Origin of the sequence: Rhodococcus sp. IEGM 1351 (genome assembly GCF_030056875.1) — a bacterium.
Lineage (GTDB): Bacteria > Actinomycetota > Actinomycetes > Mycobacteriales > Mycobacteriaceae > Rhodococcus_F > Rhodococcus_F opacus.
The window spans coordinates 186,115-194,089 of the sequence record NZ_JASHKU010000016.1; the positions used below are offsets into that span (position 1 = coordinate 186,115).

Consider the following 7,975-nt stretch of genomic DNA (forward strand, 5'->3'; position numbering starts at 1 on the left):
CGGGGGAGGTAGCCGGCGACGCATGGGTCGGCTCAGTTAGTCCCGCAACATCGGAGCGGTAGGGTCGGCGCCAGGTTCGGGCAGTGCGTGGGCGGCCGCCGCCGACGGCAGGTCTACTTCCCAGACCTCGCCGGGGGTCAGCGTCTTCTCGATTCCTTCGACGCAGAGCCGGACCGGTCCGGCCGAGCAGGGATACAGTCGGATCCGCGCCCGGTCCTGGGTCAGGCCGATGCTGATCGGTTGTCCCCGATAACTGAACCGGAACGTCGCCTCGGTCAGTTCGGCGGGCAGGACCGGATGAAGCCAGAGGGCGTCCTGCCGGGTTTCCACCCCGCCGTAACAACGGATCACCATATCGGCGGTTCCAGCCATGGCTCCGAGGTGGACACCTTCATGAGTGGTCCCGCCCTGGGTGTCGGCCAGATCCGCCTCCAGAGCCTGCTCGAACAGCGACCACGATCGTGGCCGGTCGGTCCGGGCCAGAACCCAGCCGTGGGTCAGTCTGCTCAAGGTCGAGCCGTGGCTGGTGCGCGCGAGATAGTACTGGACCGTACGGGGGATGAGTTCCGGCGGCAGCGTGTACCCGAGGCGTTCGAACACGGTGCGGAGTTCTTCGGCGGAGAACAGGTAGAAAAGCATCAGGACATCGGCCTGTTTGGAGAGCCGGTACCTGTTGGTGGTGTCGTCTTCGGCCTGCAGGATCAGGTCCAGTCGGCCGATATTGCCGTAGCGCGCCCGGTAGGCGTCCCAGTCGAATTCCTCCAGCGCCTCGTAGCCCTCGAACTGGCTGAGGACACCGTCGTGGAAGGGTACGCGCAGTCGCCTGCTGATGCGGTTCCAGTGTGCGGGCTCCTCTGGCTTCAGTTGCAACCGGCGCCAGAGCGGGTCGCAGTCGCGACAGGCCAGCAGGTCCACCGCGTCCTCGGCCCGGGCGAGCACCCAGGCGGCCAGCACGTTGGTGTAGGCGTTGTTGCGCAGACCCTGACCCGGTGCGTCCGGGTACCCGTCGTGGTACTCGTCCGGTCCCATCACGCCACTGATGTCGAATCGGTCATCCGCGGGATTGTGAACGGCCAGGCTGGTGAAAAGTCGGGCGACCTCCACGAGGATTTCGGCACCGTACTCGGCGAGGAACCCGGTGTCGGCCGTGGCCTGAAAGTACTGCCACACGCTGTAGGCCACGGCCAATCCGACGTGCCGCTGCCTGCGGGAGTTGTCCGCCATCCACACCCCGTTGCGGACGTTGAAGAGCTCGGCGGGGGTTTCCTCCCGGCCGTCGCTGCCGGACTGCCAGGGAAACATTGCACCGTTCAGGCCGTCGGCGCGGGCGGCCGCGCGGGCCGCGTCCAGGCGCCGGTACCGGTAGAGCAGGAAGGAGCGCGTCAGTTCGGGCCGGCGCAAGGTCAACATGGGATAGACGAAGAGTTCATCCCAGAAGATGTGGCCGCGGTAGCCCTCACCGTGCAGTCCCCGCGCGGGCAGGCCCGCATCGAGGTCTGTGTCAGCTGCCGCGACGGTTTGCAGTACGTGAAAGATGTGCAGATTCAGCGCCAGCGACTGCCGCGTACCCGTCTCAAGGTCGACCCCGAACCGCTCCCACAGTGCGGCCCAGGCGTTTTCCTGGGCGCCGAGCAGCTCCCCGAATCCGGGTGCCCGGCCGATCCGGTTGCCGACGTCCAGGGCGGCCGTGGAGGCGGCGCGATCCCGGGAAGTCGCCACGGCGACAATCTTTTCCAGCGTGACCGGGATGCCGCGGCCGAGGCTGAGCGTCATGGTGTGCCCTGCGCGGGCCCGTTCGGCGATCAGCCGGCGGTCGACGACCGTGTCTGTGGCGCCCACGCGGGTCCGTGCCGCAGTCGCGATGCTGATCCGGGACTGGTTGGTCACCGCCTCGTACAGCACCGTTTCACCGTCCAGTTCCACGGAGCGAACCGGGACCAGATGTTCGTGGGCGAGCGCACGGTCCGCTGCCACGTTGCGGTTTGCCACCGCTCCGTTCACGGCGGACTCGACGGTCATCTCACCGGACCAGTCTTCGGCTTCGAGGATGAGCTCCAGTGCGGCCAGATGGGTTTCGGTCAGAGACTGAAACTGCCGGGAGGTGACCCGGGTCGTGCGGCCCGCAGTGTCGCGGTACCGGTGGGTGCGAGTCAGCACACCGGTACGCAGATCAAGATCCTGGCGGTAGCTGAGCATCTCTGGCGATCCCGGACACAGAACCGGACCGTCTCCGACGCGGACGGTCAGGAAAGTCCAGTCCGGGGCATTGACCAAATGTTCGGTCTCAACGGTGTTCCCATCGAGGGCGGTGGTGAGTCGATTGTAGATTCCGGCCAGGTAGGTGCCCGGGTAGTGGACTGCGTCGGCGGTGCTTCCGGGTACCGCGCCGCGGGTGGCCCAATACCCGTTCCCCAGCGTGCACAGCGCCTCCCGGGTTGCTTCCTGGGCGAGGTCGAACCGGTCATAGACCAGATTCCAGCTCCCCGGCGGGGTCGGCTGCGCCCCTCCACACCAGGACCGGCCGCTCTGTGCTTGGTCGATGGCCGTCTCGGCTGGCTGCCCGGGGATTCGTCGCGCGGTGGCGTCGTTGTCACCCGTGAGCATCACAACCTCGACGCCGGGTTCGGGCCAGCCGAGACCGGTCGCACCGCGAGAGAACTCCGTCACAGCCGGTAGCCGAGCTGTCCGCAGGACCGGCACGTGCCGCTGCTGTCATAGTGACACTGTAATTGCGTCGACGAGGACAGCGCGGCGAGCTTGCGCGCCCGAACTCACCGCCCAACCGGACTCGTTCGCGCACCACCTCAATAGTCTGGGTCATCGAGTGTTGGTGAAGACGCCGAAACCACTACCGCTTCCTCGGTCGAATTGGGCAGGATTTGCCCGCCCCGACCCGACCTGGAGGTCTGGTCATCTGCACTTCAATCCGGGAGGCACGCGCCAGCCGATTTCGTCGCCCGCGGCCACGTTCTAGGATGGGATCGTGGTCCTCTTCTACGAGGTTTTGTTGGTTTTCGCTGCTTTGCTCATCACGTGGTTCTCGCTGTACGTCATCTATCGTTTGATCACCGAGGAAGATTTGAACCGCCGATTCCGGTGATTACTGGTGACTACCGGGGGTCGTCGGCTGCAGGGATGACCGGGTGATGCTGCCGCGATCGCGGATATTGGCCCCGAATCTCTGTGCCACGACCGTACCGATCCAGGACGGCCGGGCGTCTGCTTACTCACCCGCGGTGTCAGCGAGCTCTGATACCGAACGGCCACCGACATGACGTCGGCCGCAGGAGTCTGCCCGTCGCACTGATCTGCCGCCAATCCGATGAGATTGTCGCCGAACAGCGTTCGGATGAATTTGTCCGAGGTGAGGTGCCAATCCTCGCATCGAACGACGTGACGGTCGGTGCCCAGCCGCTCGTATTTGCGCGTCGCCGCGCCACCACCCGCCATGGAGGTAAAGCTTCTTCAGCGAATCTTCACAGAAATCCTCGGCCTGAACCGGCAATGAACTGACAGTCTTGAACGAGAGACGGGTGCAGGGCGCCGTCGGGTTGATCGAGGTGGGATAAGGCAAGGAGTGGATGTGTCGCAGTGCCGACGAAAACCGACCGGGATTGTGCGCCCGCGGCGTGCGGTGAGCGATCCACCACCGGCGACTCGGCCGCTGAATCGGCCCCTGCGGCCGCAATCACCAATTATACCGGAGGAGGGTATATTGGGAGGTGGAGAACGCGGGCTGGCGAGAGGAGTCGGCAGTGAGCACCGAACCCCCCGAGGCCAGCCATCGCCACATCCAGTCCAAGGGTGCCTACCTCGCGCGCCTGCGGCGCATCGAAGGACAGGCCCGCGGCCTTCAACGGATGGTCGACGAAGAGAAGTATTGCATCGACATCCTCACCCAGATCTCCGCGATGACCAAGGCCCTCCAGGCCGTGGCGCTGGGCCTGCTCGAGGAGCACATCAGCCACTGTGTGGCCGATGCCGCCGCGGCCGGCGATCGCGTCGAGGCCGACGTGAAGATCGCAGAGGCCTCCAACGCCATCGCACGTCTCGTGCGGTCCTGACTGCAAATCTGTCATCGAAGGGCATGGCGCAGAATTGGCGACCCGGCCAGCCCGCCGAGCCGGCGCGCGCCCAGGTGCTTGGAATCTGTCAGGCCGCCAAGGTCATGGAGCTCGACGGCCTCGCGCGATTTCCGGCGGGTGCGGGCGTGAACGCTTGGCCCCCACTGCACAACTGCCCGACGTCTCGCGTGATGAGCATGTGTGTGCACTGTGAGAAAGGAATTCCCCTGTCATGAAGAAGAAGTCCCTCACCGCCAGCGCAGCCACGGTTGCAGCTCTAGTCGCGTTGACCGCCTGTAGCAACTCCAACAACGATCAGGCCACGCAGAGCAATACCGCGGCGAGCGTCACCGCCACGACGGCCTCCGCCGAGACCCACAACCAGGCGGACGTGACGTTCGCGCAGCAGATGATTCCGCATCACGCGCAGGCGATCGAGATGAGCGATGTCGTGCTTGCCAAGGACGGTATCGACCCCCGGGTGACCGATCTGGCGAATCAGATCAAGGCAGCTCAAGGCCCGGAGATCGAGCGGCTGCAGGGCTGGTTGACCGAGTGGGGACAGTCCAGCATGCCGATGTCCACGTCCGGGATGATGACTCCGGGTCAGAGCATGCCGATGTCCACGTCCGGGATGATGACTCCGGGTCAGAGCATGCCGATGTCGATGCCGGGCATGGAGATGCCGGGCGATAGCGGGATGGGAATGAGCGGAATGATGTCCGCCGAGGACATGTCCGCACTGCAGAATGCTCAGGGCGTGGACGCCAGCCGGCTCTTCCTCACACAGATGATCACCCATCACCAGGGCGCGATCGCCATGGCGCAGACCGAAATCGACTCCGGTCAATATCCCGACGCCGTCGCGATGGCACGCACCATCGCCGACACCCAACAGCAGGAAATCACCACGATGCAGAACATCCTGGCCTCGCTGTGACACCCCGGCTTCGTGGAGTCGAACACCCGACGATGACCTCGTCCGAGGAGAACGCAGTGAGCACCACCGCGAGCTACCACATCTCCGGCATGACCTGCGCGCATTGCGTGAAAGCGGTCACCGAGGAACTCGACCGTCTCGATGCAGTGACGAACGTCGACATCGACCTGGTTCCCGGTGGCGACTCACGGGTGAGGGTCACCAGCAGCCGGCCACTGCCGCTCGAGCAGGTACGTCACGCCGTCGACGAGGCCGGATACTCCCTGGCCGACCCACCCACCTGATCCACCCTCAGCGCGCCCTCCCCGGGGCATCAGGAACGTTTCGCGCCGGTGAGCACGAGGACTGACGCGGGTCACCGCCTCGACCTGGGGAGGACGCGCCGCGGTGATCGTCACCAGATCGCCCGCCGCCGCATCGACGTGGCGGACACCGCCGTCAGCCCGGACCCGACCGCACATGATGTACACGGCGGCCTCGCCGCGGATGGGAACATCGGCTAATAGCTAATCGCCGGCCCGGGGTGAGCGCGATGAGAGTCCGGCGCAGCCGGTGCTCGTGACCACATAGACAGTTTCCGCGCTCCGTCCGCTCGGCTCGCGCTGCGGGCGTGCGCGAGCCGGTGCCGGGCGATCGCGGGCACCGAGTATTTCCTCATCGCTGATCCGGGCGGAGGGGGAAGGTGATGGTAAAGGTACTGCCAGTTCCGGGGCCGTCACTGCGGGCGGTGATGTGGCCGCCGTGCGCCTCGACGAGCGCCTTGGCGATCGCCAGTCCGATCCCGGCGCCGCCGTGTTCGCGGTCGCGTGCCGCATCGACACGGTAGAACCGCTCGAACAGGTGCGGAAGGTGCTCGGCGGAGATCCCGTCGCCGGTGTCGGTCACCTCGATCACCAGCAGCTCGGGTCGCTGTTGCGCGGTCACCTCCACCCGGCCGCCCCGGGGGGTGTGCCGCAAGGCGTTGTCGAGCAGGTTGCCCAGCACCTGGCCGAGCCGCTCCGGGTCGGCCCACAGGCGGGGAAGGTGCGCGGGAACCCGAGAGGTCAGTGACACCTGCTTCGCGGTGTAGCGGTCCGCCGCGGCGGCGAGCGCAGTCGAGAGCAGTGCGGCGGGGTCCACCGAGGTGGGCTCGATCGAGGTCCGGCTCTCTTCCGCATGGGAGAGACTGCGGACATCGTCGGAGAAACGGACCAGCCTGCGGGTCTGGTCGCGCAGCATGATGATTGTGTCGGCATCCAAGGTCTCGACCCCGTCCTCGAGTGCCTCCATGTACGCCTCGAGTACCGACACCGGGGTGCGGATTTCGTGGGCGAGGTCCCCGAGGAGTTGGCGACGGGTGGTCTCGACCGATTCGAGCCCGGCGGCCATCCGGTTGAACGCCTCGGCGAGTGCGTCGAAGTCGTCCCCCAGGTGCGGGGGAGTCACCCGAATGGCGTAGCGCCCATTGGCCACCGCGGTCGCCGCGGACGACACCTCGGTCAACGACCGTTGCAGGCGCCGACTGAAATACCAGGTCACCATCAACGCGGCCAGGGAGGCCACTCCGAGGGCGACCGCCAGGGAAATGGCTGTGGCGGAGCGGTACGCCTGCTCGGCGTGGAACTGCTCGTCGGACGAGGCCGGTACCCCGGCGCGGTGCAGGTGCTCGCGGAACAGTGGGGGGCCGGCGAACACCGCGACCACCCAACAGGTGGCGGCGCCCGCAACCAGGACCAGCGATTGCGCCAGCAGCAGCCGCACGCCGAGGCCGGGGCCACGGCTGTGCACCGGACCGAGGCCGACGGTGCCCGGGCGAACCTGACGCGAGGTCATTGCCCGGTCCCCATCCGGTACCCGATGCCGCGGACGGTGGTGACGTACCGGGGCGCGGCGGGGTCGTCTCCCAATTTGCGGCGCAGGTGGCCGACATGCACATCCACGAGGTGCTCGTTACCAACCCAAGACTCCCCCCACACGGCCTCGATCAACTGGCGCCGGCTAAATGCCATACCCGGCCGGGACGACAACGCCGCCAAAACGTCGAACTCGGTGCGGGTCAATACCACCGGGCGGTCGCCGAGATGGACCTCCCGGCCCGCGACGTCGATCCTCATCGCCCCGAATACCCGCGGGGGTGCCTCACTCCCGCCCGGCGCGGTGGGCGGCGTCTCGTATGCCGGGGCCTTCCGGGGCCGTCGCAACATGGCGCGGATGCGGGCCACCAGCTCCCGGGGGCTGAACGGTTTGGTGACGTAGTCGTCGGCGCCGACGGACAATCCGATGATGGTGTCCATTTCGGCGTTGCGGGCGGTCAGCATCACCACGTAGGCATCGGAGAACGTCCGCAGTGCCCGGCACACCTCGATTCCGTCCATGCCCGGCAGCCCGAGGTCGAGGACCACGACGTCGGGGTCGATTTCCCGGGCGCGAGCGAGCGCATCGACGCCGTTGTAGGCGACGGCGACCTCGAAGTTCTCCCGTTCGAGGTAGCTGGCGACGACCGCGGTCAGCGGGCGCTCGTCGTCGACCACCAAGGCCCGATATCCGGCGGCGCTGTCGGGCGGGAGGTGTGGCGTGTGGTTCATGGTCTCCATCGTCGCCGGTGTCCTCCCGGTCCGGTGCGGGTCACCCTGAACTGCCCATATCTTCAGGGAAACTACACAGAACCCTCATCGATTCACCGCGATCCGACACCACGCTGGAGAGCAACGAAAGGTGAACAGCCATGATGTGGTGGAACGACGGAATGGGCTGGGGCGGCTGGGTACTGATGGTCGTGGTTATGGTTGCGTTCTGGGGGTTGGTTGTGGCCGGGGTGTTGGCACTGTTCCGCAGCATGCGCACGGACCGCACCGCGCCCTTCGATCCCGACTCTCGGGCCCGGGAAATTCTCGACGAACGATTCGCTAGAGGTGAGATCGACGCCGGAGAATACCGGGTTACGTCCACGATGATGGTGTACGAGCCGGATCTCGTACCAATGACCGGCGTG

8 protein-coding genes are annotated in these 7,975 nt (G+C 66.4%); 5 read left to right on the forward strand and 3 right to left on the reverse strand.

Features of this window, described 5'->3' with window-relative positions; translation table 11 throughout:
- Positions 1-36: 36 nt before the first annotated feature.
- On the reverse strand, positions 37-2,667 hold the full coding sequence (locus QM806_RS26520; protein ID WP_240482803.1) for a glycoside hydrolase family 65 protein: 2,631 nt from the start codon (positions 2,665-2,667) through the stop codon (positions 37-39).
- Positions 2,668-3,755: 1,088 nt separating this feature from the next.
- On the opposite strand from QM806_RS26520, the gene QM806_RS26525 reads away from it, so the two are divergent.
- From QM806_RS26525 to QM806_RS26540, 4 genes are all read left to right on the forward strand, one after another.
- Complete coding sequence (locus QM806_RS26525; RefSeq protein ID WP_283293343.1) at positions 3,756-4,064, forward strand: metal-sensitive transcriptional regulator; 309 nt, start codon at positions 3,756-3,758, stop codon at positions 4,062-4,064.
- Positions 4,065-4,296: 232 nt separating this feature from the next.
- On the forward strand, positions 4,297-5,004 hold the full coding sequence (locus QM806_RS26530) for a DUF305 domain-containing protein (RefSeq protein WP_095866236.1): 708 nt from the start codon (positions 4,297-4,299) through the stop codon (positions 5,002-5,004).
- Positions 5,005-5,060: 56 nt separating this feature from the next.
- Entirely contained in the window at positions 5,061-5,288 is a 228-nt protein-coding gene (locus tag QM806_RS26535; protein ID WP_373560200.1) for a heavy-metal-associated domain-containing protein, read from the forward strand.
- A 48-nt stretch (positions 5,289-5,336) separates the two neighbouring features.
- Positions 5,337-5,507 (forward strand): hypothetical protein, encoded by a 171-nt coding sequence (locus QM806_RS26540; RefSeq protein ID WP_164709518.1) that lies wholly within the window; start codon positions 5,337-5,339, stop codon positions 5,505-5,507.
- A gap of 151 nt (positions 5,508-5,658) precedes the next feature.
- Here QM806_RS26540 and QM806_RS26545 read toward each other — a convergent pair whose 3' ends face one another.
- Both QM806_RS26545 and QM806_RS26550 read right to left on the reverse strand, forming a co-directional pair.
- Entirely contained in the window at positions 5,659-6,816 is a 1,158-nt protein-coding gene (locus tag QM806_RS26545; protein ID WP_095866235.1) for a sensor histidine kinase, read from the reverse strand.
- A complete protein-coding gene (locus QM806_RS26550; RefSeq protein WP_054246302.1) occupies positions 6,813-7,577 on the reverse strand; it encodes a response regulator in 765 nt (254 codons plus the stop codon). Before QM806_RS26550 ends, QM806_RS26545 begins: the two co-directional genes overlap by 4 nt.
- A 131-nt stretch (positions 7,578-7,708) precedes the next feature.
- Here QM806_RS26550 and QM806_RS26555 point away from each other — a divergent pair.
- A partial coding sequence (locus tag QM806_RS26555) for an SHOCT domain-containing protein (RefSeq protein WP_283293344.1) occupies positions 7,709-7,975 on the forward strand: 267 nt, incomplete at its 3' end.